A 25533-nucleotide genomic window follows, 5' to 3' on the forward strand; every position below is an offset into this window, starting at 1 on the left:
TGCGCGCCGCCGGGTCGATCAGGCCCGGCTCAGCAGCGGATCCACCACTCGTCGTCGGGGCCCACGGGCACCCGGCGCTTGTGCTCGGTGGCCCGGTAGCGCTCCTCGATGCGGCGCGCCGTGTCCTCGGCGACCTCGCGGCCCTCGAGGTAGTCGTCGATCTGGGCGTAGGTCAGCCCGAGCGAGGACTCGTCGGTCTGGCCGGGCGCCTCGTCGAGCAGGTCGGCGGTCGGCGCCTTCTCCCACAGCCGGGCGGGGGCGCCGAGGTGGGACAGGAGTGCCGCGCCCTGGCGCTTGCTCAGGCCGGTGAGCGGGACGACGTCGGCCCCGCCGTCGCCGTACTTCGTGAAGAACCCGGTGACGGCCTCGGCGGCGTGGTCGGTGCCGACGACGAGCTGGCCGCGCTGGCCCGCGATCGCGTACTGCGCCGTCATCCGCACGCGCGCCTTGACGTTGCCCTTGACGAAGTCGCTGAGCGGCTCGCCAGCCGCGGCCTCGTAGGCCGCCGCGACGCCGTCGGCGCCCGCGGCGATGTCGACGTCGAGCACCTCGTCGGCCCCGATGAAGCCGAGCGCGAGCTGCGCGTCCGCCTCATCGGCCTGCACGCGGTAGGGCAGGCGCACGGCGGTGAAGCGCGCGTCCGCGCCGCGGCGGCGCAGCTCCTCGGCGGCGAGCTGGCACAGCCGGCCGGCCAGCGAGGAGTCCTGCCCACCGGAGATGCCGAGCACGAAGCCGTGCGCGGCGCTCGTCAGGCAGTAGTCGACGAGGAACTGGACCCGGCGCGCGACCTCCGCGGCGGGCTCGATCCGGGGGCTCGTGTGGAGCGCCCGGCGGATGGGATCGGAGATCGTTGCCATGTCCCAACCCTATGCGGGCGCCGTTTCGCGCGCGTAACGGCGCCCGGGCGGAGGCCGGCCCCGCCTACTGCGCCGGGACTGTCACTGCGCCGGGACGATGTTGACGAGCTTGGGCGCGCGGACGATGACCTTGAGCGGCGCGGCGCCCTGGAGGAACTTCTGCGCGCCGTCGGAGGCGATGGCGAGCGCCTCGAGCTCGCCCGGATCGATCTCCGGGTCCACCTCGAGGCGGTCGCGCACCTTGCCCCTGACCTGCACGACGCACGTGACGGCCTCCGCGCGCAGCTGGGACTCGTCGGCGACGGGGTACGGGGCGTACGTGATCGTGTGGTCGTGTCCCATGCGCTCCCAGATCTCCTCTGCGAGGTGCGGGGCGAGGGGCGCGAGCATGATCGCCAGCGGCTCCATGGCCTCGCGCGGCGCGCTGCCGGCCTTCGTCAGGTGGTTGACGAGGACGATGAGCTTGGCCACGACCGTGTTGTAGCGGAAGTGGTCCATGTCCTCGCGCACGCCGGCGATCGTCTGGTGGAGCACGCGGCGGGTCTCGCCGTCCGCGGGCTCGTCGGACACGGCGGTCTCGCCGGTCTCCTCGTCCACGGCCAGGCGCCACACGCGCTGGAGGAAGCGCTGGGCGCCCACGACGGCGCGGGTCTCCCAGGGGCGCGAGTCGACGAGGGGCCCCATCGACATCTCGTAGACCCGGAAGGTGTCCGCGCCGAACGCGGCGTACATGTCCTCCGGGGTCACCATGTTCTTCAGCGACTTGCCCATCTTGCCGTACTCGCGGGCAACGGGCTGGCCGCCGTGCGTGTAGGTCGTGTTTCCTGCCTCGTCCGTGTGCTCCTCGACCTCGTCGGCGGGCACGTAGACGCCGCGGGCGTCGGTGAACGCGTAGGCCTGGATGTAGCCCTGGTTGATGAGCTTGCGGAAGGGCTCCCACGAGCTGATGTGGCCCAGGTCGAAGAGCACCTTGTGCCAGAAGCGGGCGTAGAGGAGGTGGAGCACGGCGTGCTCGACGCCGCCCACGTAGAGGTCAGCGCCGCCCGAATCGCCGGCGCCGCGCGGGCCCAGCCAGTACGCCTCGTTCTCCGGGCCGACGGAAGCGGCGTCGTTGTGCGGGTCCGCGTAGCGCAGCTGGTACCACGAGGAGCCGGCCCAGTTGGGCATGGTGTTCGTCTCGCGGCGGTAGCGGCGGGGCCCATCGCCCAGGTCCAGCTCCACGCTCACCCAGTCCGCATTGCGGCCCAGGGGCGGTTCGGGCTCGGAGTCGACGTCGTCGGCGGCGAAGGTGCGCGGCGAGAAGTCGGGCACCTCGGGCAGGTCCACGGGCAGCTGGTCGGCGGGCAGCGCGTGGGGCACGCCCGCCTCGTCGTAGACGATGGGGAACGGCTCGCCCCAGTAGCGCTGGCGGGAGAACAGCCAGTCGCGCAGCCGGTACTGGGTGGTCGCCTCCGCGCGCTCGCCCAGCCACTCGACGATCGCGGCCTTGGCCTCGGCGATCGGGCGGCCGTTGAGGTCGATCTCCGCGTTCGCGGAGTTGATCTTCTCGCCCTCGCCCGTATACGGCCGATCCTCGGGGTGGTCCTCGGCCGGCTGCACGGTGCGCACGTAGGGCAGCCCGTAGGCCTGGGCGAAGTCCCAGTCGCGCGGGTCCTCGGCCGGCACGCCCATGACCGCGCCGGTCCCGTAGCCCATGAGCACGTAGTCGGCCACGAACACGGGCATCGCCTCGCCCGTGGCCGGGTTGACCACGGACGTGCCGGTGAACACGCCGGTCTTGTCCTTGCCCTCCTGGCGCTCGAGCGGGGTCTTCGCGGCGGCGGCACGGCGGTAGGCCGCGATCGCCGCAGCGGGAGTGTCCGCGCCGCCGGTCCAGGGTTCCGGGGTGCCGGCGGGCCACCGCTGCGCGGTGTATGCCTCGACGAGCGGGTGCTCCGGGGAGAGGACGAGGAACGTCCCGCCGAACAGCGTGTCCGCGCGGGTCGTGTAGACCTCGATGTCGTCCGGCCCGGCGTCCGACGCCGCACCGGCGGCGGGTGAGAAGCGCAGGAGGGCGCCGGTCGAGCGGCCGATCCAGTTGCGCTGCATCTGCTTGACCGATTCGGGCCAGTCGACGGCGTCGAGGTCGTCAACGAGGCGGTCGGCGTAGGCGGTGATGCGCATGTTCCACTGCCGCAGGCGGCGGGTGAAGACGGGGAAGTTGCCGCGCTCGGAGCGGCCCTCCGCGGTGACCTCCTCGTTGGCGAGGACGGTGCCCAGGCCCGGGCACCAGTTGACCGGGGACTCGGAGACGTAGGCCAGCCGGTAGTCCTGCAGGACGTCCTCGCGCGCGGCGGCGTCGAGCTCGGCCCAGGCTCCGCGGCCTGTGTCGCGGCCCGCCTCGAACTGCGCGATGAGCTCGGTGATGGGGCGCGCGGCGCCGCGGCCGTCGGCGGCCTGGGGGTCGTACCAGGAGTCGAAGATCTGCACGAAGATCCACTGCGTCCACTTGACGAACTCGGGGTCCGTCGTGGCGAAGGTGCGCCGCGCGTCGTGGCCCAGCCCCAGCCGGCGCAGCTGCGAGCGCATGTTCGCGATGTTCTCCTCGGTCGTGACCCGCGGGTGCTGGCCGGTCTGCACGGCGTACTGCTCGGCGGGCAGGCCGAACGCGTCGTAGCCCAGCGCGTGCATGACGTTCTTGCCGAGCATCCGGTTGTAGCGGGCGTGGACGTCGGTGGCGACGTAGCCCAGCGGGTGGCCCACGTGCAGCCCGCGGCCCGAAGGGTAGGGGAACATGTCCATGAAGTAGGCGGGCTCCATGTCCGTGGCCCGCTTCCCGCGCGGGGTCTGTGCGAGGTCGCCTGCTGGATTGGGCGCGGCGAAGGTCTCCTCGCGCTCCCAGCGGTCCTGCCACTTGCCCTCGATCCGGCCAGCGAGCTCCGCCGTGTAGCGGTGTGAGCGGGCGGGCTGTTCGGAGGGGGCCATGGGCGTCCTTTCGACGGGTGGGTGCGGGCGCTCCGCAGTGCTGGGTGCGCCGGAGGGGCCGCCTGCCGGGGAAGGCAGCGGCGAGGTCCATGGTACGCGCAGAATACCTGTGTCTCAGGTAACATCAATCGCGTCTGTCAGCGGCGACCGCGCCGCTAAGCTGGCCGGGTCCCCGACGGGCTCGGCCCGCCGAACCGCAACCGAGCCTGCCACCGAGGGAGTCCCTATGACCGAGACGATGAGCCAAGCGGCAACGGCCGCCGACTACCCCGTCGACGAGACCTCCACGATCTCCGACGCGCTCATCCAGCGCGTCGAGGTCGATCCGCAGGCCCATCTGCTCAGCATCCTCCGCCGCGGCCGCGAGGCCGAGGTCAGCGCCGGGCAGTTCCTCGGCCAGGTCCGCGCGGTGGCCAAGGGCCTCATCGCCCGCGGTGTGCGACCCGGCCAGCGCGTGGGCATCTTCGGCCCCACGAGCTACGAGTGGACCCTGGCCGACTACGCCCTGTGGTTCACAGGCGCGGTCTCCGTGCCGTTCTACGACACCTCGAGCGATGAGCAGATCGCCTGGATGGTCTCCAATGCCCAGGTCCGCTACGCGCTCACCGCGACCGCGGACAACGCCGAGCGGGTGCGCCGCGCCGGGGCGGATGCGGGCACTGAACTCGGCACCTTCACGTGGGAGGGCGCCACGTTCGACGAGCTCATCGCCGACGGCCGCTCCGTCACCGATGCCCAGCTCGAGGCGGCACGCACCGCGGTCGCCCAGGCCGACCCCGCGACGATCATCTACACCTCGGGCACAACCGGGAGGCCCAAGGGCTGTGTGCTCACCCACGCGAACTTCGTCCAGACCGTCCAGGCCGGCATGATGCAGCTGCCCCAGATCATGGCGCCCGGCGCCCGCTGCCTGCTGTTCCTGCCCACCGCCCACGTGTTCGCCCGCTACATCGAGGTCGCGGCGCTGACCTCGGGCACCGTGCTCGCCCACGAGGCGGACATGGGCAAGCTCACCTCCTCGCTGGGCCTCTTCCGCCCCACGTTCATCCTGGGCGTGCCGCGCGTGTTCGAGAAGGTCTACAACTCCGCCGTGGCCAAGGCTCAGAGCGACGGTCGCGGGCACATCTTCCGCCGCGCCGAGGCAGTGGCCGTGCGCTACTCGCAGGCGCGGGCGGCCGGTCGCATCCCGGTGGCGCTGCGCGCCCAGCACGCGTTCTACGACGCGCTCGTGTACTCGAAGCTGCGCGCGGTCATGGGCGGCCAGGCAGCCCACGCGATCTCCGGCGGCGGCCCGCTGGGCACCCACCTCGGCCACTTCTTCGCCGGGATCGGGGTCGACGTGCTCGAGGGCTACGGCCTCACGGAGACCACCGCGCCCGTTGCCGTCAACGTGCCGGGCCGGGCCAAGATCGGCACCGTGGGCGTCCCGCTGCCGGGCAACGCGATCGCCGTGGCCCCCGACGGCGAGGTGCTCGCGCGCGGCGCGTGCGTGTTCGAGGGCTACCTCGACAACCCCGAGGCGACGGCGGAGGCGTTTGCGAACGGCTGGTTCCGCACGGGCGACATGGGCGCCCTCGACGAGGACGGCTTCCTCACGATCACCGGGCGGAAGAAGGAGCTCATCGTCACCTCCGGCGGCAAGAACGTCGCCCCCGCCCCGCTCGAGGACGTGCTGCGCCGCCACGCGCTCATCAGCCAGGCCGTCGTCATCGGCGACAACCGCAAGTTCGTCTCCGCCCTCATCTTCCTCGACCCGGAGATGCTGCCCACCTGGCTCGACAACCACGACCTGCCCGCCATGAGCCCCGAAGAGGCGGCGGGCGACGAGCGGGTGCGCGCCGCGATCTCCCACGAGGTCGACTACGCCAACCGCACCGTCTCGCGCGCCGAGGGCATCCACGAGTTCCGCGTGCTGCCCAACGAGCTCACGGAGGAGGCCGGCGAGCTGTCGGCCAAGCAGTCCGTCAAGCGCAAGGTCATCGACGAGCGCTACGCGGACGTCATCGAGGACATCTACTCCCAGCCCAACCCGAACCAGCAGGCGCAGCCCGCCCCCGCCTCGGGCGCGGAGCAGGGCGCGCCCCGCCGCGGGCGGCACTGAGGCCCACCCGAGCGCGCCTGCCGGCGGGAGGCCGGCGGGCGCGCCTGTGCATAGAATCGAGCCATGAGCGCGAAGACGATTGCGGGCACCGCCCCCCAGGACTCCCCGGACATCGATTCGGCCAAGGCGGTCCTGGCCAAGCTGGCGGCCGACCTGGGCCCCGATGCCGCGGGCAAGGACGCCTGGAAGAAGGACTACCCGTACTCCAAGAAGCTCGGCCGGGACGAGTACGAGGACGCCAAGCGAGCGCTGCAGATCGAGCTGCTCAAGTTCCAGTCGTGGGTCAAGGAGACCGGCCAGAAGGTCGTCATCCTCTTCGAGGGCCGCGACGCCGCCGGCAAGGGCGGGGCGATCAAGCGCTTCACCGAGCACCTCAACCCCCGCGGGGCGCGCATCGCGGCGCTGGAGAAGCCCACGGAGCGCGAGCAGACGCAGTGGTACTTCCAGCGCTACGTCTCCCACCTGCCGGCCGCTGGGGAGATCGTGCTCTTCGACCGCTCCTGGTACAACCGGGCCGGCGTCGAGCGCGTCATGGGCTACTGCACCCCCGCGCAGTACCTCGACTTCACCCGCTCGGCCCCGCAGTTCGAGGAGATGCTCACCCGGGCCGGCATCTCGATCATCAAGTTCTGGTTCTCCGTGGGCCGGGAGGAGCAGCTCCACCGCTTCTCCTCGCGACTGACCGACCCGGTCAAGCAGTGGAAGCTCTCCCCCACCGACCTCGCGAGCCTCGACAAGTGGGACGCCTACACGGAGGCGAAGGAGGCGATGTTCTTCTACACCGACACCCCCGCCGCGCCCTGGACCGTCGTGAAGTCCAATGACAAGAAACGCGCCCGGCTCGAGGCCATGCGCTACGTGCTCTCCCGCTTCGACTACACGGGCAAGGACCCGCAGGTCGCAGCCGGGGCCGATCCGCTCATCGTCGGCTCCCCCGCCCAGATGTACGACGAGGGCGAGCGGCCCGAATCGGATGCCGCGAGCATCGCCCAGGGCGCCGAGGCCTCCGCGGCCGCCGCCGCAGAAGACGCGGGCGCGCACGCGCAGGCCGCGGGCAGCTGAGCCGCGCCCGCCCCCGCACCCCACCGCCCCCAGCCGAGGAAGAGTCCCCACCATGAGCGAGACCGCCGCCACCGACCAGACCGCCCTGCTCACCCGGCGCCGACCGGGCGGGGCCGCGACCGTGCTGCGCAAGCCCGTGGTCGTCCACCTGCGCCACACGATCGCCCGGTTCGGCCAGCGGATGGGCAACCAGTTCGCCGCGGCGATCACCTACTTCCTCGTCCTGGCCCTCATCCCCACGCTCATGTTCGCCTTCGCCACGCTGGGCTTCGTGCTCAGCGTCGTGCGCCCGGAGCTCGTCGACGTCGTCATCGGCGAGGTCCGCCAGCTCGCCCCCGGCCAGGACCAGCTCGTCGAGATGCTGCAGAACTACCTGAAGAACTGGGCCGGGGTGGGCATCGTCGCGGTGGTCGGCGCGCTCTACACCGCGCAGGGATTCATCGGCAACTTCAAGGACGCGGTGCGCTTCCAGCTCGCGGCGGACATGGACGATGTCCCCAAGGAGCCGTTCGCCGCGCGCATCGGCAACAACGTCGTCACCCTCGTGGGCCTGCTCGTGGGCATCGCCGTGACGATCGCGGCCACCGCGGTGGGCACGGGCCTGCAGACGACGATCGCGCAGGCCCTCGACCTGCCCGGCTGGTTCGCCCCGCTGCTCAACATCGGCACGATCGCCATCACGCTGCTCATGGCCTGGCTCGTGTTCCTCTTCATCTTCACGCTCATCCCGTCGGAGCCGATTCCGCCGCGTACCAAGCGGATCGGGTCGTTCGCGGGAGCGCTGGCCCTCACCGTCCTGCTCAACATCGCCACCGTGCTCGTCGACGCGTTCTCCTCCTCGCCCACCGCCGCGCTGTTCGGGCCGGTCATCGCGATCATGCTCTCGATGAACATCTTCACCCGCATCGTGCTGCTCGTCGCCGCCTGGATGGGCACCTCGAACGACCGCCCGGTCTTCCGCCGGCTCTCGGCCAACTCGGCGCCCCCGGCGGAGCAGGGTGAGAAGTCCGTCGGCCCGGCCGCCGGGGAGTCCTTCGGCGCGCTCGCCGCGGCGGCGGGCATCATCGCGCTGACGCTGCTCGGGCTCAAGCGCTACGAGGACACCCACGAGCGGAGCCTCTTCGGCCGATGAGCCAGGACCCCCCGCTGAGCCAGGACCGCATCGACCGCTCCTTCTTCGCCCGGCCCGTGCTCGAGGTAGCCCCCGACGCCCTGGGCGGCGTGCTGCGGCGCACGGACGAGGAGGGCACCGTCGCGATCCGCCTGACGGAGGTGGAGGCCTACGACGGGCGGGTCGACCCCGCCTCCCACTCCTACCGGGGCCAGACGGCGCGCAACGCCACGATGTTCGGCCCACCCGGCCACCTGTACTGCTACTTCATCTACGGGCTGCACCACTCGCTCAACATGGTCTGCGACGCACCCGGCGCCCCCACCGGCCTGCTGCTGCGCGCCGGCGAGGTGGTCGAGGGCGCCGGGCTCGCGACCGAGCGGCGCTCCGCGCGCCGGGCCACCCCCGCCCCGCACCGCGACCTGGCCCGCGGCCCCGGCAACGTCGCCCAGTGCTTCGGCGCGGACCTCGCAGACGACGGGGCCGACCTGTTCGGCGGCGAATGGGACTTCGCCCCGGTGCGCCCCCGGCCCGCGCACACGACGGGCCCGCGCGTGGGGGTCTCCGGCCCCGGGGCCGATCCCGCCGCCTTTCCCTGGCGATTCTGGATCCCCGGCGAGCCCACGGTGTCCCGCTTCGTGGCGGGCAAGGCCCGCACGTAGACTAATCTGCGGATCATATGGGGGCAGCGCTGCTCCCGCGACGAATGCGAAGGGATCGCCCGTGTCTGACCTCACCCAGGAAACGAAGCGCCAATGGGCCGCGAAGCAGGATGCGGCCGAGCGCATCCTCCCCGTCGTCGGGCGGCTCTACCGCAACAACGACGTGCTGCTGACCGTCTTCGGCCGCAGCCTGCTGAATAAGTCCGTCAACGGCATCATCAAGGCCCACCGCTACGCCCGCCACTTCGACGGCGATGACCTCGACATCGAGGCGACGGCCGACATCGTCGCGGCGATCGAGGCGCTCAATCCCGGCCCCGCGCGCATCGACATCGGCCGCCTCGCCGCGGGCTGGCGCGCGGCCGGGGGCGACCTCGACGCCTACCTGCGCACCGCGCTCGCCGAGGTCGCCGACGGCGCCGGCTCGCAGGCGCAGCCGCGCGATGTGGTGCTCTACGGCTTCGGGCGCATCGGCCGCCTCCTCGCCCGCATCCTCGTCGACCGCGCCGGGCGCACCGGCCTGCGCCTGCGCGCCGTCGTCGTGCGCCGCGGCAGCGACGACGACATCATCAAGCGCGCCTCGCTGCTGCGCCGCGATTCGATCCACGGCAAGTTCGACGGCACGATCGTCGTGGACGAAGAGGCCAACACGATCCTCGCCAACGGCGTGCTCATCCAGGTCATCTACTCCAACGACCCGGCCAGCGTCGACTACACGCAGTACGGGATCGACGATGCGCTCATCATCGACAACACCGGCCGGTGGCGCGACGCGGAGGGGCTGGGCCAGCACCTCAAGAGCAAGGGCGCCGCGAAGGTCCTCCTCACCGCGCCCGGCAAGGGCGACATCAAGAACATCGTCTACGGCGTCAACGACGACGAGATCGGCTCGGACGCGATCGTCTCGGCCGCCTCGTGCACGACGAACGCGATCACCCCCGTGCTCAAGGTCATCGACGAGAAGTTCGGCATCGCCAACGGCCACATGGAGACCGTCCACGCGTTCACGAACGACCAGAACCTCACGGACAACTTCCACAAGGGCTCGCGGCGCGGGCGCGCCGCCGGGATGAACATGGTCCTCACGGAGACCGGGGCGGCGAAGGCCGTGGCCAAGGCGCTCCCTCACCTCAAGGGCAAGCTGTCGGGCAACGCGATCCGCGTGCCGGTGCCCGACGTGTCCATGGCGATCCTCAACCTCAACCTCGAGACCGCGACGAGCGTCGACGAGCTCAACGCCTTCCTCCGCGAGACCTCGCTGAATTCGCCGCTGCGCAACCAAGTGGACTACATCGCCTCGCCCGAGGTCGTCTCCAGCGACTTCGTCGGCTCGCGCCGCGCCGGGATCGTCGACGGCCTCGCGACGATCGTCGATGACAACCGGGCCGTCGTCTACGTCTGGTACGACAACGAGTTCGGCTACTCCTGCCAGGTCGTCCGGGTCGCCGCGGACATGGCCGGCGTGGGCACGCCGGCGCTGCCGCGCCCCTGAGCGACACCGCCTGAGCGCCCCTGCGACGGGGTGCCGGGGCAACGGCGGGCACTCGGCTCCCCCAGGGGGCCGGGTGCCCGTTCGCGTGAGCGCCGCGGTCGGCTCAGTCCGAGGCGCCGAAGAGCCTGCGCTGGCGGCGCCGGCGCGAGCGCGCGGCCTCGGCCTCGTCGTCGAGTGCCGCGTGCAGCCAGCCGGGGGCGGCCTGGGCGAACCAGTCGCGCACCCCGGGGTCGTCGAGGGCGGCCGCGAGCGCCGCTTCGGCCCGGCGCTGGGCGGCGAGCCCTGCGGGGCCGATCGCCCCCGCGCACAGGCCGGCCCAGGCCACCCCCAGGGCGAGCGGCGCCGACTGGGCCCACAGCAGGGCGACGAGCACCGCCCCAGCCGCGATTCCGCAGGCCAGGGCGGTCCAGGCCGCGGCCGGCGTGCGCGCGCGGCGGGCGCGCGGCGGGCGGCCGTGCTGCAGGTCAGTGAGCGCATCGCGGCGCAGCGCACGCAGGCTCACGAGCGCGAAGATCCCGGCCGCGCAGCCCACGAGCGCCATGGTCGTCGCGGCGAAGAGCAGCACGAGGTCGCGCGGCTGCGCGCGCAGCGCCCCCGCTCCCGCGCCCACCGCGGCGCCCAGCAGGGCCACGGCCAGCAGGCCTGCGGTGAAGAACGTCGTGAGGCGGGCGGCCATGAGCTCGGTCGTGGCGGCGTGGAGCAGGCGCGTGCGGGGCGCCTGCTCGGCCGCGGCAGCGTCCACGGGGACGCCCGGCCGGTCCTCAGCCGCGCTCACGATGCCGCGTAGCCCTTGTCGAGGTCGATCGTGTTCTCCAGGGGGCGCCCGGCCTCGAAGCGCTCGAGGTTCGCGGCGAACTGCTGCGCCAGCCGGCGCTCCCAGCCGTGGGTGTCCCCGCTCATGTGCGGCGTGAGCACCGCGGTGGGCAGCGCCCACAGGGGGTGGTCCTCCGGCAGCGGCTCGGGGTCGACCACGTCGAGCGCGGCCCCGGCGATCTGCCCGTCCCGCAGGGCGGTCACGAGGTCGGCGGTGATGACGGTGGGCCCGCGGCCGATCGTCACGAGCCGGGCGGTGGGGCGCATCGCGGCGAACACGGCGGCGTCGATGAGCCCCGTGGTGGCCGGGGTGAGCGGGGTCGCGTTGATGAGCCAGTCGAAGGCGCCGACGTGGGCGGCCAGCTGCGCGGAGTCGACGACGTCGCCGAAGTCCGGGTCGCCCCCGCGGGCCCGGGTGCCGGCGCCGGCGACCTCGACGCCCAGTGCGCCAAGCGTCCGGGCGATCTGGCGGCCGATCGCGCCGGTGCCCACGATGAGCGCGCGCGTTCCTGCCAGGTCCTCGGTGAGCCGGTGGCGCCACACGCGGGCGGCCTGCAGCCGCGCCGAGCGGTGCGTGTCCTTGGCGAAGTCGAGCAGGCAGCCGGCGACGTATTCGGCGATGGGCCGGTCGAACATGCCGCGGGCGTTCGTCACCGTGATGCCGAGCCCGCGGACCTCGGAGTAGGGCAGCTGGTCGACGCCGGCCGATGCGGAGTGGATCCAGCGCAGCCGGTCTGCACCGCCGAGCGCGCCCTGCAGGGCGTGGGAGGTGAAGTCCCACAGCAGCAGGGCATCCGCCCCGCGCAGCGCCGCCGGCAGGTCCGCCGGGTCCTCGACCCAGCGGACCTGCCAATCGGCGCCCGGGGCACCGTCAGTGCTTAGGACCTCGTCGAGGGCGCTGCGCTGGCGCTGGGGGCTGCTGAGGATCGTCAGTGCCGGCATGGGCGGGGCCTTCCTGGGAGGCGGCGGGCTGCACCGCCGCACCGGCGTGGGTCGGGACGGGCGGCGTGAGCGCCACACTACCGGCTGGGCCGTGCCCGAGGCGCGCCTGCGGCTGCTGCGCGGTCACCTCGTGAGCGCGGGCCTCGTGAGCGCGGAGCTCCTCGGCCCGGGCCTCCTCGTGAGCGCGGGGCTCCTGGGCGCGGTCCTCGTCCGGCGCCTCGGCGTCGTCTCCGAGCACCTCGCGCTCGGTGCCCGCATTGGGCTCGAGGCGGGTGGCCAGCTCCTTCTCCTTGACGAACAGGAGGATGATGACGGCGGCGAGCGTGAGCGGGGCGACCCACAGGAAGATCGGCACGAGGGCGTCGTTGTAGGCGCCCACGATGACGTCGTGGACGGGGGTGGGCAGCTGGTTGACCAGGGAGGGCGTCAGCGAGCTCGAGCTGCCGCCCGCGGCCTTCTGCGCATTGGCGCCCAGCCCCTGCATGCCCTCCTGGAGGTTGTTCATGAGGCGGTTGGTGAACAGCGAGCCGATGATCGACATGCCCAGCGTGGCGCCGATCTGGCGGAAGAAGTTGTTCGACGCCGTCGCCGTGCCCACCATGGACACGGGGAACGAGTTCTGCACGATGAGCACGAGGATCTGCATGCTCAGGCCCAGGCCCAGGCCCATGACGCCCAGCCCGATCATCGCCTCGGCGGGCGAGCTGTCGGCCTTGAGCCGCGAGAGCATGACGAGCGAGACGCCCACGATCGCGATGCCGATGACGGGGTACCACTTGTAGCGCCCCGTCTTCGACACGATGAAGCCCACGGCGGTGGAGACGATGAGCATGACGCCCATCATGGGGACCATCATGAAGCCGGCGAGGGTGGCCTCGATGCCGTGGACCATCTGCAGGTAGGTGGGCATGTAGGACAGCACGCCGAACATCGCCACGCCCAGGAACAGGCCGGCCACCGTGCACAGCACGAAGTTGCGGTCCTTGAACAGGGTCATGGGCACCATGGGATTCGGGGCGTGCAGCTCGACGAAGACGAACGTCACCGCGGCGATGACCGCGACGCCGATGAGCATGAGGATGATCGGGTCGTCCCAGTCGTACTGGTGGCCGCCCCACGCGGTGGCGAGCACCATGGCGGTGGTGAACTGGGCGATGATGAGCATGCCGGCGATGTCGACCTTGGGCCGCGGGCCGTCGTGGTGCTTGGGGACCTTGAGGAAGATGAGCGCGGCGATGAGCGCCAGCGCGCCCAGCGGGTAGTTGAGCGCAAAGTTCCAGCGCCAGCCCGGGCCCTCGGTGATCCAGCCGCCGATGAGGGGGCCGGCGACGGACGAGACCGCGAACGTGGCGCCCATGATGCCCATGTACTTGCCGCGCTCGCGCGCCGGGACGACGGCGGCGATGATCGACTGCGAGAGGATCATCATCCCGCCGCCGCCGATGCCCTGGAACACGCGGCCCAGGATGAGCACGCCCATGCTGTGCGCCATGACGCCGAACGTCGAGCCGACGAGGAACATGAGGATCGCGAAGATGAAGAGCGGCTTGCGGCCGAACAGGTCGCCGATCTTGCCGTAGATGGGCATCATGATCGTCGAGGCGAGCATGAACGCCGTGGAGACCCACAGCATCTGGTCGACGCCGTTGAGCTCGCCCACGATCGTGGGCAGGGCGGTGGCGAGCACCGTCTGGTTGAGCGAGAACATGAACATCGCGACCATGAGGCCGATGAACAGCAAGACGATGGCCCCGGGGGACATGGCCGGCTGCTCGGCCACGGGGTGCGAGCCGCGCACGGCGGGCGCCGCGGCGCCCTGTGCCCGGGCGGGGGCGCCGGCCGCGCCGCGGGCGGCGGGCTGCGCGATTGCGGTGTCTGTCATGACAGCCTTTCGATGACGGAGCGAAGGAGATGCACGGAGTCGGCGAAGACGGCCTCGGCCGCCTCCTCCGACTCGTAGGACGAGGGGTCGGACTGCAGGGTGCGGTAGGTGTGCTGCAGCGCGGCCTTGCAGACGAGGATGAGCATCCGGGTGCTGTCCTCGTCGCCCAGGGCCATGCCGCGGGCGCTCAGCCGCTCGGCGATCGCCTCGACGAGGTCGGACTCGACGTCGCGGGTGATCTCCATGCGGTGGTTGACGAGCTGGGGGTACTGGCCCATGAGGTGGCGCAGCCGGCGGCCGTTCGAGGGCTTGCCGCCGATCTTGGAGAACACGGCGCGCAGCGCGTAGGCGACCTCCTCGACCGGGGTGGAGCGCTCGGGCAGGGAGGCGATGACCGCGCGGCGGGCCTCGGCGTTCATCGCCTCGGCGCTCAGGCCCACGACCGCGTCCTCCTTCGAGGAGAAGTAGTTGAAGAACGTGCGCGGCGAGACCTCCGCGCGCTCGGCGATCTGGGCGACGGTCACGCCCTCGAGCGTGCCGGCGGAGACGAGGTCGAGCGCGGCGTCCTGCAGCGCCTGGCGGGTCTGGCGCGCCTTGCGCTCGCGCAGCGAGACGCAGTCGGCAGCGTGGTCCTGGGATGTGCTCACCGTGCAATTTTGCACGCCATGCAAGTTTTCGCCAAATGCAAACTTGCACGAAGTGCACAAACGTGGGCGGTCTCACAGCGCGGACCGGGGTGTCCCACGCCGCGGGGCCGATCAAAGGCGAGGGTGGGCCGTCCGGGCTCGACCCGCGCGGGAGCCGGCCCACGGCCCGGGCGCACTCGCCTACGCTGGGTGCCATGGAGAAGACGGGCGGCACGACCGCGGAGCTGCTGCGCTGGATGCGCGTGGCCCTGCACGTGTCGTTTGCCGCCCTGCTCGCCCTGGGCCTGCTGCGCAGCCTGGCAGCCCGGCCCGGGGCCGCCACCGCGGTCCTCATCTGCGCGCTGGCCGCGGCGCTGGCCGCGGTGTACGTGGCGGGCACCTCGGCGGAGATCCGCCACGCCCACCACGGCAGCCGCTTCGACCCGCGCCCCCTGGCCGCCGCGTGGTTCGCCGTCTGCGCCAGCCTGTGGTGCGGGCTCGTCCTTATGGACGCGAACTTCTCCTGGCTGGCCTTCCCGCTGTTCTTCCTCGCCATCCACCTGCTGCCGCGCGCCTGGGCCGCCCTGGCCATCGCGGCGCTCGTGGGCTGCGTGGCCCTCGCGCAGGCGTTCCACTCCCCCGGCCGCTTCGACGCCGCCGTGGTCATCGGCCCGGTCTTCGGCGCGGCGCTGGCCGTGCTCGTGAGCGTCTTCTACCGGCGCCTCGTCGAGGACTCGCTGCGCCACCAGCGCGCGCTCGCGGAGCTCGAGGCGGCCCAGAGCGACCTCGCGCTGTCCCAGCACGAGGCCGGCCGCCTCGCCGAGCGCAACCGCCTGGCCGCCGACATCCACGACACCCTGGCCCAGGGCTTCTCCTCGATCATCCTGCTGGCCCGCGCCGCGCGCGCGGCCGGTGAGGAGGCCGGTGCGGGGGCGGGCCGCCTGGCCCTCATCGAGTCCACCGCGGCGGAGAACCTCGCCCAGGCGCGCACGTTCTTCGCGGCCGAGTCCGCCGCCGCCGACCTGCCCGAGCAGATCGCGGCGCTCGCGCGGCGCACCCAGGAGGCGGCCGCGGCGATCGGCCTCGACCTCTCCGTCGAGGCCAGCGTCGAGGGCGAGCCGGCCCGCGTGCCCGAGGACACGGCCGCCGCCGTGCTGCGCGCCGCCCAGTCGCTGCTGTCGAACGTGCTGCGCCACTCCGGGGCCCGCCGCGCCCACGTGGGACTCGCCTACTGGCCCGATGCGCTCAGTCTCGACGTCGTCGACGACGGGCGCGGCTTCGACCCGGCCGCCGATGCGGGCTTCGGCCTGCGCGCGCTGCGCGGGCGCGCCGATGCCGCCGGCGGTGACCTCGCCGTCGAATCCGAGCCCGGGGCGGGCACCGCCGTCTCCCTGCGCCTGCCGCTGCCCGCCCGCACGCAGCCGACCCCGCCTACCGCAGCCGAGGAGCGCCCCCAATGAGCCCCATCACCGTCCTCCTCGTCGATGACCACCCCGTGGTCCGCGCCGGGCTGCGCGCCGTGCTCGAGGCCTCGGACCGCGTGCGGGTGGCCGCCGAGGCGTCCTCCGGGGCGCAGGCGCAGGAGGCGCTGGCCGCCCCCGCGCCGGACGGGGCCGGCTTCGACCTCGTCGTCATGGACATCCAGATGCCCGACGGCGACGGCATCGCGACGACCGCCGCAATCCGCACGGCCGACGGCCCGCCGGTGCTCATCCTCACGACCTTCGAAACCGACCGGCTCGTCATCGACGCGATCTCCGCCGGCGCGGCGGGCTACATCCTCAAGGACGCCCCGGCGGACGAGCTCATCGCCGCGGTCGAGCGCGCCGCCGCGGGAGGGCGCGCGATGTCCGCCACCGTCACGGAGCGCCTCGCCAGGCGCCTGAGCAATCCGGCCGTGGCGCTCTCGCGCCGCGAGCTCGAGATCCTCGAGGCCGCCGCCACCGGCGAGTCGAACCGCGAGATCGCCGCGTCCCTCTTCATCTCGCAGGCCACCGTCAAGACCCACCTCGTCCACGTCTTCGACAAGCTGGGCGCGGCCACCCGCACGGAGGCGGTCGCGAAGGCCCGCGAGCTGGGCCTCATCGACTGAGCCGCGCCGGGGCCTCAGCCCGCCAGCCGGGCGCAGCCGTGAGCCGCGCTGACCTGAGCCGTACTCACATGAGCTGGCGCAGGCGCTCGCGCTGGCGCTCGAGGATCGTGAGCTGTTCGAGCAGCTTCGCGCTCGTCGCCGCGTCCCCCGGGTCCGTGCGCTGCAGCCGCGAGTGCAGCTGGCCCGCGATGCGCACCATGTCCTTGTCGAACAGGCGCGCGACGATCCCGCGCGCGTAGCGCTCGACCCCCGCGGCGTCGGCGGCCGGCAGCGGCCGCACGGCCAGCTCGCCGACGAGGCCGCGCACCCGATCGTCGGCGGCCTCGCGCACCTTCTCCGGCCAGTTCGCGGGATCCTCGATCGCCGTGCGGATCCCGCCGGCGTCCTTCATGGCCTGGTGGACTGCGCGGTGGGCGGGATCGGAGAAGACCTTGCCGTTGAGCGCGTCGAAGAGCTTCGCGTTGACGTATCCCGGCTGCTGGAGGGCCACCTGCAGCGCCCCGCGCTCCACCTTGAACCCCGTGGCGTCGACCGGCGTGGCGCGCAGCTCCTCCTGGTAGTGCGCGACCTCCGCCACGGGATCGTCGCCGGAGGCCGGGGCCGAGGCGCCCTGCCAGCGCCGGCCGCCGCGCGCCTCGGCAGCGGCCCCGGGGGCACCCGGCGCGAAACCGGGGTGCCCGGAGCCGCCCTGGGCCGGCCCGGGCGGGGACGCGGCGTGCCCGGGCTGTGCGGGGCGCTGGCCGTCCGGGCGGCCGGCGCGCCCGGTCTGCTCGCCGCGGCGCAGCGCCTGGCGCACCGCGCGGGCGACCTCCTGGTTCTCGACCCCGATGATGCCGGCGGCGAAGCGCTCATAGCCCGGGCGCAGCGCTGAGTCGCGGATGCCCGCGATGACGGGGGCCGCGGCGCGCACCGCGCCCACCTGCCCCTCGACGGTGGAGAGGTCGAACTGCTCGATCGTGGAGGTGAGCGCGAATTCGAAGAGGGGGCGGCGCTGGTCGATGAGCGCGCGGACCGCCGCATCGCCCTTGGCGATCCGCAGCTCATTGGGGTCCATCCCGCCCGCCTCGACGGCGACGAAGGTCTGGGCGACGAAGCGCTGGTCCTCCTTGAAGGCCTTGAGGGCCGCCGCGCGGCCGGCCTCGTCGCCGTCGAAGGTGAAGACGACCTCGCCGCCGGAGGCGGAGTCGTCGCCGAGCAGCCGCCGGACGATCTTGATGTGCTCGGCGCCGAACGTGGTGCCGCACGTGGCCACCGCCTGCTCGACCCCGGCGAGCTGCGCGGCCATGACGTCCGTGTAGCCCTCGACGATGACGACCCGCTTGGTCTTCGCGATCGAGCGCTTGGCCAGGTCGAGGCCGTAGAGGACCTGGTTCTTCTTGTACAGCGCCGTCTCCGGCGTATTCAGGTACTTGGGGCCCTGATCGTCATCGGTCAGGCGGCGGGCCCCGAACCCGATCGTGCGGCCCGTGATGTCCCGGATGGGCCACATGAGGCGCCCGCGGAAGCGGTCGTAGACGCCGTTGCGGCCCTGGACGACGAGCCCGGCTGCGAGGATGTCGTCGGTGGAGAACCCGCGCCCGCGCAGGTGGCGGGTGAGCGCGTCCCACGACTGGGGCGAGAAGCCCACGCCGAAGCGGGCGGCATCGGCATCGGAGAAGCCCTTGGCGGCCAGGTGGTCCCGGGCGATCTGGGCGGCGGGGCCCGCGAGCTGCTCGCGGTAGAAGTCGGCGGCCACCTGGTGCATGTCGACGAGCCGCTGGCGGGTGCCCGCGGCCTCGCGGTCGGGTCCGCGGCCGTCCTCGTAGGTCAGCTGCACCCCTGCCCGCTCGGCCAGGCGCTCGACGGCTTCGACGAAGGTGAGCCCGTCGAGCTTCTGGAGGAAGGAGAAGACGTCGCCGCTCTCGCCGCAGCCGAAGCAGTGGTACATGCCCACCTGGGGGCGGACGTGGAACGACGGGGTGCGCTCGTCGTGGAACGGGCACAGGCCCTTCTTCGAGTCGACGCCCGCGCTCTTGAGCGTGACGTAGTCCCCCACGACGTCGTCGATGCGGGTCCGGCTGCGGACCTCGTCGATGTCCTCGCGCCTGATCAGCCCCGGCACGGTAGGCCCCCGTTCACAGCAGCGCCGCCGTCTGCGCCTGCATGCGGTGGTAGGCGGCCCAGGCGGAGTGGTCGGTGAGCGAGGCGACGTGGTCGACGACGATGCGCAGGCGCTGCGCGTCGTCGGCCGCCTCCGCGTGGTCGCGGCGCGACATCGCATCCATCGCCTGGGGCTCCTGGGCGAAGTGCTCGCACAGCTGGGTGAGCACGCGGGCCTGGATGCGCTGCTGGCGCAGCCGGTCCTCGGCGACCATGACGGTGACGGTCGCCAGGCCCTTGAGCACGGCGATCTCATCGCGCGTGTCGCCCGGGACGATGATGTCCGCGTCGTAGCGGCCCAGCGGCTGGGGCCCGAAGCGATCGCGCGTGGCGGCCTCCGCTGCCCCGGTGAAGCGCCCGATGAGCTGGCTCGTCATGTGCTTGAGCCCAGCCTGCGCGCGGCGCGAGCCGTCGAAGCGCGCCTGCGGCCAGAACGGCGCGGAGCGCAGCCGGTCGAGCGCCGCGGCGATCCGCGCATCGTCGGCGCCCGGCAGGTACCACGAGCGCGTGATGTCGATGAGGCCCGCCAGCGCGTGGGCGTGGCCGTAGGCGAAGATGTCGAGGTGGCCGGAGGTGACCGCGTCCTCGACGTCGTGGACGGAATACGAGATGTCATCGGAGAGGTCCATGAGCTGGGCCTCGAGGCAGCGCTGCCCCACCGCGCGGCCCGCGCGCACGAACCCGTAGACCGGCTCGTCGTCGGCGTAGACGCCGAACTTGCGCAGGGGGGCGCCGGCCTTCTGGGGCGCGGGCGCCTGGGCGCGCGACCACGGGTACTTGATGCAGGCGTCCAGGGTGGCGCGGGTGAGGTTGAGGCCGGCGGGCGCGCCGTCGACGGCGAAGACCTTGGGCTCGAGCCGGGTGAGGACCCGCAGGGTCTGCGCATTGCCCTCGAAGCCGCCGATGTCCGCCGCGACCTCGTCGAGCACCGTCTCCCCGTTGTGCCCGAACGGCGGGTGGCCCAGGTCGTGGCTGAGGCAGGCGGTGTCGACGACATCGGCATCGCAGCCGATGAGGCGGGCGAGCTCGCGGCCCACCTGCGCCACCTCGAGGGAGTGGGTGAGCCGGGTGCGCACGAAGTCGTCGCTCGAGCCCGGGGAGACGACCTGCGTCTTGGCACCCAGCCGGCGCAGGCCCGAGGAGTGGAGCACGCGGGCGCGGTCGCGCTGGAAGGCGCTGCGCCGCGGGTTCTTGGCGGCCTCGGCGACCCAGCGCTCGCGGTCGGCCGCGCTGTAGTGGGCGCGGGGTGCCTCCGGCTGCCGGGGCTCGGGCTCGCCGGGATCCGCCTGCCCGGCGGGACCGGGGACGCGGGCCGCACCGGCCGCACCGGCCGCACCGGCGGCACCGATCGCACCGGGCGCGGCGGGCGCGGCGGCGGCACCGGCAGCGCGCGGTTCCTCAGCCCCCGGAGACATCGAGCTCCGCCTCGGCGATGTCGGCGTGCGCCACACGGCTGAACGTGCGCGAGTCGAGCCACCCGTCGGGCAGGTGCGGGCGCTTGGCGCGGGTCGTGCGCCCCCGTGAGCCCTCCGCGTCCGCGCCCGGGTAGGGCGAGGTGCGGTCGAGCTCGCCCAGCAGGCCGGAGAGCTCCTCGAAGCCGGAGACCTTCGCCAGCCGCGCGCGCAGGTCCCCGCCCACGGGGTAGCCCTTGAAGTACCAGGCGATGTGCTTGCGCAGGTCGCGCACGCCCAGGAACTCGTCGCCGTAGTACTCGGCGAGGTACTGCGCGTGCAGGTAGACGGCGTCGGCGACCTCGCCCAGGGCGGGCCGGATGCGCTCGGGGGAACCGGCGAGCGCGTACTGCAGGTCCCCGAAGAGCCACGGGCGGCCCTGGCAGCCGCGGCCGATGACGACCCCGTCGCAGCCGGTGCGCGCCATCATGTCCTGCGCGTCCTCCGCGGCGAAGATGTCGCCGTTGCCCAGCACTGGCACACCGCCGCCCTCCTGGCCGGCCACGTACTCCTTGAGCCGGGCGATCGCGTCCCAGTCCGCCCGCCCGGAGTAGAGGTCGGCCGTGGTGCGCCCGTGCAGCGTCATGGCCGCCACCCCGGCGCGCAGCGCGATCCGCCCGGCGTCCAGGTAGGTCAGGTGGTCCGCGTCGATGCCCTTGCGCAGCTTGACGGTCACGGGGATGTCCGCGCGGGAGGCCTCGCGCACCACGGTCGTGACGATGGCCTCGAACAGGTCCGTCTTCCATGGCAGCGCGGAGCCGCCGCCCTTGCGCGTGACCTTGGGCACGGGGCAGCCGAAGTTCAGGTCGATGTGGTCCGCGCGGTCCTCCTCGACGAGCATCCGCACCGCCTGGCCCATCGTCTCCGGGTCCACGCCGTAGAGCTGGACGGAGCGCGGGGTCTCATAGGGCTCGTGGTGGATGATGCGCATGGACTTCTCGCTGCGCTCGACGAGCGCGCGGCTCGTCACCATCTCCGTGACGTAGAGCCCGCCGCCGTAGTCGCGGCACAGGCGCCGGAACGCGGTGTTCGTGATGCCGGCCATGGGCGCGAGCACCACGGGCGAGGACAGTTCGATGCCGCCGATCCGCAGGGCTGCGGGGGTTGCGGGCGCGGCGGCACCGGGGGCAGGGTCGTCGTGGGCCGCCGAGGGGCGGGCCGGGTGGGTCTGGATCGTCACCCGGACATTGTCCCAGGCCCGTCAAACCGCGTGTAGGCTCGTCCCCATCCCCCGGGAGCCCGAGGCGCGGGCTGAGAGGAAGGCGCTCCTTCGACCGGCGAACCTGTCCGGTTCACACCGACGAAGGAAGAGGCCCCGCTTGACCGTCCCCCCGCCCGCCACCCGCCCAGCAGCGGGGCCGGGGCCCGCGGAGTCGCCCGCCGACACGGCCGCCCTGCGCCGAGCGGCGCTGCGCGGCGGGATCGTGGGCAACTTCGTCGATCAGCTCCACATCTTCCTACCGCTCACGGCGCTGGCACCCGCCCTGCCGGCCCTCGTCGGCGACGATGCCGTGGCGGGCACGGCGGCCCTGGCGATCACAGCGACCCTGCTGGGCCGGCCGCTGGGCGCGGTGGTCTTCGGCCGCCTGGCCGATCGCGCGGGCCGCACCCGGGTCACGCAGGCGGCGATCGCCGGCACCGCGGCCTGCACCGCGGCGATCGCCCTGCTGCCCGACCACCGGGCCATCGGGGGTGCGGCCATGGCACTCGTGCTGCTCCTGCGCTTCGCCGGGGGGATGTTCCTCGCCGGCGAGTACACCTCCGCCGTGCCGCTGGCCATGGAGTGGGCCAAGCCGCGGCGCCGCGGTCTGCTCTCCGGGCTCATCATGGCGATGGCCCCGTGGGCCCAGGCGACGGTGGCCGTCTCGACGCTCATCCTGCTGGCGCTTCTGGGGCCGAGCGCCTACGCCGCCTACGGCTGGCGCTGCGCGTTCGGCGCGGGCGCGCTGGCGTCCCTGGCGGTCCTCCTCTACTACCGGCGCCGCGTCGCCGACGCCCGCCCCGCCCCCGCGGTGGCGCGGGAGCGTTCAGCAACGCGCGGCAATCCCGAGGCACAGGGTGGTCCCGAGGCGCGGTGCGGTACGGAGCCCGCGGCGGGCTCCGTGCGGGCCCTGGTCGCCGGGGCCCAGGCGCGTGCGTTCTGGCAGGTCTTCGCGCTCATGAGCGGCCTGTGGCTCCTGACGAACATGGTCGTCCTCCAGCTCGCGGCGGCGCTGAGCGCGCACACAGTGGGCGCGGCGCTGCCCGCCCAGGCGCAGCCCCTCGTCATGGCCGTGGCCGCCGTGGCCCAGGCCCTCGTCATGTCCGCGACCGGCCAGCTGTCCACCCTGCTCGGCCGCCGCCGGTTCTTCGTCGCGGCGGGCCTGCTCGCGGCGGCTGCCGGCCCGGCCGTCTATGCGCTGCTGGCCGGCAGTCGCGGCCTGCTCGCCGTGTGCCTGCTCGCGGCTGCGCTGCAGGCGGTGACCGTGACGGCCTACGGTCCCGTGGGCGCCTACCTCGCCGAGCGGTTCCCCGCCCACCAGCGCTCGGTGGGCTACGGCGCGGCCTACAGCGTCTCCATCGTCATCCCGGCGCTCTACCCGCTCTGGCTGCCGCCGCTGGGCGTGATGCTCGGCTCGCCCACCGCCGCGGTGGGCCTCGTCCTGGCGCTCGGCGGCCTGCTCGTGGCCGGGGCGGGCGCACTGGGCCCCGCGCTGCGCCCCGCCGAGCTGGACGCGGCGATGGCCCGCCCCACCGTTGGAGCCGGTGGCGAGGCGGGCGTGCAGCCGGACCCGGCCCACGCCTCGGCGGCGGGGCGCAGGGGCGGGTCCTGATGGCCGGTGCCGTGACCCCGTTCGTCACTCCGGCCGCGTGCGGGCGGGTGCTGTCCGCGGTCCGCGCGGACGCGCCCCTCGTGCACTGCGCCTCCTCGGCCGTGTCGATGCCCACGGTGGCCGATGCCCTGCTGGCGGCCGGTGCGCGGCCGGTCATGACGGTGACCCAGGTGGAGGCGCCGCTCGTCGTCACGGGCGCCGCTGCGCTGCTCGTCAACCTCGGCACGCTGAGCGAGGAGGCCGCGCGCGCCATCGTGCCCACCGTGGCCGCCGCTCGGTCCGCCGGGCTCCCCTGGGTGCTCGACCCGGCCGCGGTGGGCGCGCGCACGCCAGTGCGCACGCGCCTGGCCCGCACGCTGGTGGCGGAGCACTCCCCCACCGTGATCCGGTGCAACGCGGCGGAGGCCGCCGTGCTCGCGGGCACCGGCACCGGGGGCAGCGGCCCCGATGCGCGCGCCGGCGAAGCAGCGGCCCGGTACGACTTCGAAGCGCTGGACCGCGCCGTGCCCGGCATCGTCTGCGTGACCGGCGAGGTCGACCGCATCGCGGGCCCCGCCGCGCCCGACCTGGCGCGTACCGGTGAAGCCCGCACCGGCGAGGCGCACACCCGGACCAGGGTGGAGCTGCGCCGCGGGGACCCGCTGCTCACCCGCGTGACCGGCACGGGCTGCGCGCTCGGGGCCCTGAGCGCGGCGTGCGCCGCAGCCGCCGAGCACCCGCTCACCGGCGCGGTCGCGGCCGCCGCGTGGATGTCGCTGGCCGGTGAGTGGGCCGCCGCGCGGACCCGGCTGCCGGGCTCGTTCCGCACCGCGCTGCTCGACGGACTGGCCTCCGTCGAGCCCGCGGATGTCGAAGCCGCGCTCAGCGGCGCGGGCGCCTCGATCGCCAGCACCCACCCGGACAGCGGCGCAGCGCCGGACGCCCCCGCATAGGCCAGCGGTCCGCGAGCGCTGCCTGCGCTCGCGGTGGAGCGCACCCGAGCAGGAGCATCCTGCGCACCCGCGTCCGCACCGCATCCGAGTGCGGGCACAGTCACCGGCGCGGGGCCGGCTCCGCCGCTGAGACGCGGCCCCGGTGCCGCGGCGCACCGCCTAGGCTCGTCCCATGCATCCGCTGCTCGCCGCCGTCCCCGTGCTCGTCGCGGTCGTGCTCCTGGCGCTGCGGCGGGGCGCCGTCGTCTCCTCCGCGGCCGCACTCGCCGCCGCCGTCCTCATCGCGGCGCTGGCCCAAGCGTTCCCCGCAGCGGCCCTTCAGAGCGCGGGGGCCTATGCGGTGCTCGTGGCGGAGGTCCTGCTCATCCTGCTGTTCGGCATGGTGCTCGCCCGCATGCTCGAGGCGGCCGGGGCCATCGCCCTCATCGCCCAGGCGCTGCGGCGGGCCGTGCCCTCTCCGCTGGCCGGCACCGCGCTCGTCGTGTTCGGCGTCGTGCCGTTCGCGGAGTCCGTCACGGGCTTCGGCATCGGGGTCACCGTGGGGGTGCCCATCCTGCGGGCGCTCGGGCACCGTCCCACGCGCGCCGCGCTGCTGGGCATCCTGGGGCTCATCGCGGTGCCGTGGGGTGCGCTCGGTCCCGGCACGGCGGTCGCGGCGAGCCTCGCGGGCCTCGATGTCGATGCGGTGGGCGTGGGCTCTGCGCTGTTCAACGCGATCCCGATCGCCGTCGTCGCGGCCGTCGTCATCGCCACCTGCCGCGGCGAGGGGCTGGCCCACATCGCCGGGCCCAGCGCGCTGGGCGCGGTGACCCTCTTCGCGGGCATCCTGGGGGCCAATGCGCTCATCGGCACCCCGCTGGCGGGCGTGCTGGGCTCCCTGCTCACCATCCTCGTGCTGCTCGGCTGGTTCCGGCTGCGCGGCGGCACGATCGAGGGCGCACCGGGGCTTCCGGGCGCGCTCGCGCCCTACGGTGCGCTCGTCGCGGGCCTCCTGGCCGCCCAGCTGCTCGCGGCCCTGGTCGATGCGCCGCTCACCCGCGCGCTCGCCTGGCCGCCCATCTGGCTCGCGGTGGCGTGCGCGGTGGCCCTGCGCACCCTGCCGGGGCCCGAGGCGCGGGCCGCCATCCGGCCGGGCGCCGCCCGCTGGGTGCCGGTGGGCGCCTCGACCGCGGGCTTCATGCTCATGGGGTGGGTGATGTCCGCGACGGGGATGAGCGGCGACATCGGCGCGGCCGTCGCGGTGCTCGGCATCGCCCCGGCCCCGCTGCTCGCCGCGGCGGGTGCCGTGCTCACGGGATCGAACACGGGGGCCAACGCCATGCTCGCCCCCACGATCACCTCACTGGCGGCCGCCTCGGGCACACCCGCCGTCTGGGCGATCGCGGCGTCGAACACCGCGGCCTCGTTCGCCACCCTCGCCACGCCCTCGCGCGTGCTCATGGCCGTCCAGCTCGCCTCGGACCCGGAGGCCGGCGAGGCGGCGGACGGCGCGAAGATCAGCCGCGCGGCTCTCCTGGCCGCCGGGATCGCCGCTGTGGCGATCGCCGGTGTCCTCGTGGTGCTCACGGCGCTCGGCTGAGCGCCGCTGGGGCCC

At 73.6% G+C, this 25533-nt stretch carries 19 protein-coding genes; 10 read left to right on the forward strand and 9 right to left on the reverse strand.

Annotated features, from left to right (window positions below):
* Positions 1-29: 29 nt before the first annotated feature.
* On the reverse strand, positions 30-857 hold the full coding sequence (nadE, locus tag BRM1_RS03805) for an ammonia-dependent NAD(+) synthetase (RefSeq protein WP_160953932.1): 828 nt from the start codon (positions 855-857) through the stop codon (positions 30-32).
* A gap of 81 nt (positions 858-938) precedes the next feature.
* The gene (gene leuS / locus BRM1_RS03810) at positions 939-3821 is read right to left on the reverse strand and encodes a leucine--tRNA ligase (protein WP_160953931.1); all 2883 of its coding nucleotides are present in this window, start codon (positions 3819-3821) and stop codon (positions 939-941) included.
* A 226-nt stretch (positions 3822-4047) separates the two neighbouring features.
* On the opposite strand from leuS, the gene BRM1_RS03815 reads away from it, so the two are divergent.
* The 5 genes from BRM1_RS03815 to BRM1_RS03835 all read left to right on the forward strand — a co-directional run bounded on the left by BRM1_RS03815 (position 4048) and on the right by BRM1_RS03835 (position 10249).
* Entirely contained in the window at positions 4048-5922 is a 1875-nt protein-coding gene (locus tag BRM1_RS03815; RefSeq protein WP_268528403.1) for an AMP-dependent synthetase/ligase, read from the forward strand.
* Positions 5923-5985: 63 nt separating this feature from the next.
* Positions 5986-6984: a polyphosphate kinase 2 gene (gene ppk2 / locus BRM1_RS03820; RefSeq protein ID WP_160953929.1), complete on the forward strand. Its 999-nt coding sequence runs from the start codon at positions 5986-5988 to the stop codon at positions 6982-6984.
* A gap of 52 nt (positions 6985-7036) precedes the next feature.
* Positions 7037-8116 carry a YhjD/YihY/BrkB family envelope integrity protein gene (locus tag BRM1_RS03825; RefSeq protein WP_268528409.1) on the forward strand — a complete coding sequence of 360 codons (1080 nt, stop codon included), beginning with the start codon at positions 7037-7039 and terminating at the stop codon, positions 8114-8116.
* Positions 8113-8757: a DNA-3-methyladenine glycosylase gene (locus BRM1_RS03830; RefSeq protein ID WP_160953927.1), complete on the forward strand. Its 645-nt coding sequence runs from the start codon at positions 8113-8115 to the stop codon at positions 8755-8757. Before BRM1_RS03825 ends, BRM1_RS03830 begins: the two co-directional genes overlap by 4 nt.
* 61 nt (positions 8758-8818) lie before the next feature.
* Positions 8819-10249 carry a glyceraldehyde-3-phosphate dehydrogenase gene (locus BRM1_RS03835; protein WP_268528414.1) on the forward strand — a complete coding sequence of 477 codons (1431 nt, stop codon included), beginning with the start codon at positions 8819-8821 and terminating at the stop codon, positions 10247-10249.
* Positions 10250-10352: 103 nt separating this feature from the next.
* Here BRM1_RS03835 and BRM1_RS03840 read toward each other — a convergent pair whose 3' ends face one another.
* From BRM1_RS03840 to BRM1_RS03855, 4 genes are read right to left on the reverse strand one after another with little or no spacing between them, the layout of a single operon-like run.
* A complete protein-coding gene (locus tag BRM1_RS03840) occupies positions 10353-11024 on the reverse strand; it encodes a hypothetical protein (RefSeq protein ID WP_268528417.1) in 672 nt (223 codons plus the stop codon).
* Entirely contained in the window at positions 11021-12004 is a 984-nt protein-coding gene (locus BRM1_RS03845) for a D-2-hydroxyacid dehydrogenase (protein WP_268528419.1), read from the reverse strand. Before BRM1_RS03845 ends, BRM1_RS03840 begins: the two co-directional genes overlap by 4 nt.
* The gene (locus tag BRM1_RS03850; RefSeq protein ID WP_268528422.1) at positions 11934-13886 is read right to left on the reverse strand and encodes an MDR family MFS transporter; all 1953 of its coding nucleotides are present in this window, start codon (positions 13884-13886) and stop codon (positions 11934-11936) included. The genes BRM1_RS03845 and BRM1_RS03850 overlap by 71 nt, the downstream gene beginning before the upstream one ends.
* Positions 13883-14533: a TetR/AcrR family transcriptional regulator gene (locus BRM1_RS03855; RefSeq protein WP_160954294.1), complete on the reverse strand. Its 651-nt coding sequence runs from the start codon at positions 14531-14533 to the stop codon at positions 13883-13885. The genes BRM1_RS03850 and BRM1_RS03855 overlap by 4 nt, the downstream gene beginning before the upstream one ends.
* Positions 14534-14727: 194 nt before the next feature.
* On the opposite strand from BRM1_RS03855, the gene BRM1_RS03860 reads away from it, so the two are divergent.
* Positions 14728-15972: a sensor histidine kinase gene (locus BRM1_RS03860; protein ID WP_268528428.1), complete on the forward strand. Its 1245-nt coding sequence runs from the start codon at positions 14728-14730 to the stop codon at positions 15970-15972.
* A complete protein-coding gene (locus tag BRM1_RS03865) occupies positions 15969-16604 on the forward strand; it encodes a response regulator (RefSeq protein WP_268528431.1) in 636 nt (211 codons plus the stop codon). Before BRM1_RS03860 ends, BRM1_RS03865 begins: the two co-directional genes overlap by 4 nt.
* Before the next feature lie 64 nt (positions 16605-16668).
* Here the strand turns inward: BRM1_RS03865 and dnaG are convergent, their stop codons facing one another.
* From dnaG to dusB, 3 genes are read right to left on the reverse strand one after another with little or no spacing between them, the layout of a single operon-like run.
* Positions 16669-18705, reverse strand: a complete 2037-nt coding sequence (gene dnaG, locus BRM1_RS03870; protein WP_268528435.1) for a DNA primase — start codon at positions 18703-18705, stop codon at positions 16669-16671.
* Between the two features lie 13 nt (positions 18706-18718).
* Complete coding sequence (locus BRM1_RS03875; RefSeq protein WP_268528438.1) at positions 18719-20158, reverse strand: deoxyguanosinetriphosphate triphosphohydrolase; 1440 nt, start codon at positions 20156-20158, stop codon at positions 18719-18721.
* Positions 20142-21374: a tRNA dihydrouridine synthase DusB gene (gene dusB, locus BRM1_RS03880; RefSeq protein WP_442864340.1), complete on the reverse strand. Its 1233-nt coding sequence runs from the start codon at positions 21372-21374 to the stop codon at positions 20142-20144. Before dusB ends, BRM1_RS03875 begins: the two co-directional genes overlap by 17 nt.
* Positions 21375-21513: 139 nt before the next feature.
* On the opposite strand from dusB, the gene BRM1_RS03885 reads away from it, so the two are divergent.
* The 3 genes from BRM1_RS03885 to BRM1_RS03895 all read left to right on the forward strand — a co-directional run bounded on the left by BRM1_RS03885 (position 21514) and on the right by BRM1_RS03895 (position 25518).
* Positions 21514-23007, forward strand: coding sequence for an MFS transporter (locus BRM1_RS03885; RefSeq protein WP_268528440.1), 1494 nt, complete (start codon positions 21514-21516; stop codon positions 23005-23007).
* On the forward strand, positions 23007-23939 hold the full coding sequence (locus BRM1_RS03890) for a hydroxyethylthiazole kinase (RefSeq protein WP_160953385.1): 933 nt from the start codon (positions 23007-23009) through the stop codon (positions 23937-23939). The genes BRM1_RS03885 and BRM1_RS03890 overlap by 1 nt, the downstream gene beginning before the upstream one ends.
* 172 nt (positions 23940-24111) lie before the next feature.
* Positions 24112-25518: an L-lactate permease gene (locus BRM1_RS03895; RefSeq protein ID WP_160953384.1), complete on the forward strand. Its 1407-nt coding sequence runs from the start codon at positions 24112-24114 to the stop codon at positions 25516-25518.
* The last annotated feature ends 15 nt before the right edge of the window (positions 25519-25533 follow it).

Origin of the sequence: Brevibacterium sp. BRM-1, assembly GCF_026802075.1 — a bacterium.
Taxonomy (GTDB): Bacteria; Actinomycetota; Actinomycetes; order Actinomycetales; family Brevibacteriaceae; genus Brevibacterium; species Brevibacterium rongguiense.

What these genes read in the sequence shown, in the direction of transcription:
- nadE (WP_160953932.1), bottom strand. Translation starts at nt 857, where the DNA reads ATGGCAACGATCTCCGATCCCATCCGCCGGGCGCTCCACACGAGCCCC.
- leuS (WP_160953931.1), bottom strand. Translation starts at nt 3,821, where the DNA reads ATGGCCCCCTCCGAACAGCCCGCCCGCTCACACCGCTACACGGCGGAG.
- BRM1_RS03815 (WP_268528403.1), top strand. Translation starts at nt 4,048, where the DNA reads ATGACCGAGACGATGAGCCAAGCGGCAACGGCCGCCGACTACCCCGTC.
- ppk2 (WP_160953929.1), top strand. Translation starts at nt 5,986, where the DNA reads ATGAGCGCGAAGACGATTGCGGGCACCGCCCCCCAGGACTCCCCGGAC.
- BRM1_RS03825 (WP_268528409.1), top strand. Translation starts at nt 7,037, where the DNA reads ATGAGCGAGACCGCCGCCACCGACCAGACCGCCCTGCTCACCCGGCGC.
- BRM1_RS03830 (WP_160953927.1), top strand. Translation starts at nt 8,113, where the DNA reads ATGAGCCAGGACCCCCCGCTGAGCCAGGACCGCATCGACCGCTCCTTC.
- BRM1_RS03845 (WP_268528419.1), bottom strand. Translation starts at nt 12,004, where the DNA reads ATGCCGGCACTGACGATCCTCAGCAGCCCCCAGCGCCAGCGCAGCGCC.
- BRM1_RS03850 (WP_268528422.1), bottom strand. Translation starts at nt 13,886, where the DNA reads ATGACAGACACCGCAATCGCGCAGCCCGCCGCCCGCGGCGCGGCCGGC.
- BRM1_RS03860 (WP_268528428.1), top strand. Translation starts at nt 14,728, where the DNA reads ATGGAGAAGACGGGCGGCACGACCGCGGAGCTGCTGCGCTGGATGCGC.
- BRM1_RS03865 (WP_268528431.1), top strand. Translation starts at nt 15,969, where the DNA reads ATGAGCCCCATCACCGTCCTCCTCGTCGATGACCACCCCGTGGTCCGC.
- BRM1_RS03875 (WP_268528438.1), bottom strand. Translation starts at nt 20,158, where the DNA reads ATGTCTCCGGGGGCTGAGGAACCGCGCGCTGCCGGTGCCGCCGCCGCG.
- BRM1_RS03890 (WP_160953385.1), top strand. Translation starts at nt 23,007, where the DNA reads ATGGCCGGTGCCGTGACCCCGTTCGTCACTCCGGCCGCGTGCGGGCGG.
- BRM1_RS03895 (WP_160953384.1), top strand. Translation starts at nt 24,112, where the DNA reads ATGCATCCGCTGCTCGCCGCCGTCCCCGTGCTCGTCGCGGTCGTGCTC.